The organism is Nonomuraea lactucae (genome assembly GCF_003313395.1).
GTDB classification, from domain to species: Bacteria; Actinomycetota; Actinomycetes; order Streptosporangiales; family Streptosporangiaceae; genus Nonomuraea; species Nonomuraea lactucae.
On the sequence record NZ_QNFZ01000453.1, the window covers coordinates 1 to 1,143 of the forward strand.

At 73.4% G+C, this 1,143-nt stretch carries 1 pseudogene; it reads left to right on the plus strand.

Features of this window, described 5'->3' with window-relative positions:
• Window positions 1-61: 61 nt before the first annotated feature.
• A pseudogene (locus tag DQW85_RS22600) lies at window positions 62-1,000 on the plus strand (ABC transporter permease); the annotation flags it as partial.
• Window positions 1,001-1,143 lie beyond the last annotated feature (143 nt).

Here is a 1,143-nt window from a genome sequence, read left to right on the forward strand (position 1 = left end):
CGGGCCGCGTGGCGCGTCGGGTGGCGGGGCTGGTGGCGGGGCTGGTGGTGGGGCTGGTGGCGTGGTCGCGCGGCGGTCGCCGGTGGCGGCGTGGCTGGCCGAGAACGGCGCCCTGGTCGCGCTCATCGTGCTGGTGGTGGCGCTGTCGCTGCTGTCCGACGACTTCCTGAGCGTGACGAACCTGCTCAACGTGGGCGTCCAGGCGGCCGTCACCGCGATCCTCGCGTTCGGCTCGACGTTCGTGATCGTCACCGGCGGGATCGACCTGTCGGTCGGCTCGGTCGCGGCGCTCTCCGCGATCACGCTCGCCTGGATCGCCACCGAGGCGGGTCTGGCCTGGCCGGTCGCCACAGTGGCCGGGCTGGCGGTCGGCGTGGCGTGCGGGCTGGTCAACGCGACGCTCATCGCGTACGGCAAGCTGCCGCCGTTCATCGCCACCCTGGCCATGCTCGGCGTGGCCCGCGGCCTGGCCCTCGTCATCTCGCAGGGCAGCCCGATCCTGCTGCCGGAGGAGGTCGCCCACCTGGGCGACACGATCGGCGGCTTCCTGCCGATCCCTGTGATCGTGATGCTCGTGATGGGCGTGATCACTGCCGTGATCCTCAACCGCACCTACTCCGGCCGCGCGCTGTACGCCATCGGCGGCAACGAGGAGGCCGCGCGGCTGTCCGGCATCCGGGTCGGCCGCCAGAAGCTCGTCGCGTACGCCCTCTCGGGCGGGTTCGCGGCCGTGGCCGGCATCGTGCTGGCCAGCCGGCTCGCCTCGGCCCAGCCGCAGGCCGCCGCCGGCTACGAGCTGGACGCCATCGCGGCCGTGGTCATCGGCGGCGCCAGCCTGTCCGGCGGCAAGGGCCGGGCGCTCGGCACGTTCGTCGGCGCCCTCATCCTGGCCGTACTGCGCAACGGGCTGAACCTGCTGTCCGTGTCGGCCTTCTGGCAACAGGTGGTGATCGGCGTGGTGATCGCGCTGGCGGTCCTCGTCGACACGCTGCGCCGGAAGGGCACGTACTAGGGAAGGAGACAGATCATGCGGATTCCCGCGATCGTCATCACCGGCACCGCGCTCGTACTGGCCGCCTGCGGCACGCCCGCCTCGCCGGGCGGCGGCACGGCGGCCCAGGGCGGCACGACGGCGAACGCCGC